Origin of the sequence: Streptomyces sp. GbtcB7 (assembly GCF_019091445.1) — a bacterium.
In the GTDB taxonomy this organism is placed as follows: Bacteria; Actinomycetota; Actinomycetes; order Streptomycetales; family Streptomycetaceae; genus Streptomyces; species Streptomyces mirabilis.
This window is the reverse complement of record NZ_JAGXJM010000219.1, coordinates 1-312: the sequence shown is the minus strand read 5'-3', so window position 1 is coordinate 312 and position 312 is coordinate 1. Positions and strand designations below refer to the sequence as shown.

General features: G+C 67.9%; 1 pseudogene. It reads left to right on the top strand.

Annotation, left to right across the window (positions count from 1 at the left end):
- Positions 1 to 312: pseudogene (locus KVT44_RS55900) on the top strand (ABC transporter substrate-binding protein); the annotation flags it as partial.

Genomic DNA, 312 nt, shown 5'->3' with positions numbered 1-312 from the left:
TGATCTCCACCATGTTCGACTCCGCGGGCACCCTCTGGTACGTCCCCGAGGAGTCCATGGCGAAGATCCTCAAGCTCGCCCCGAGCGTCGGCATCTCCGTCTACGACCGCCAGATGCCCGTGTCGGTGCAGCGCATGCTCGCGCTCGCCGTGTCGCTGGGCGCCGACGAGAAGTCCGCCAAGATCGCCGAGGCCAAGAAGAAGCTCGAGACGGCCGCCGAGCGGCTGCGCACCGCGGCCAAGGCCCGCCCCGAGATCAAGGTGCTCGCCGGTTCCGCGTGCCAGGACATCTTCTACGTCTCCGGCTCGATCC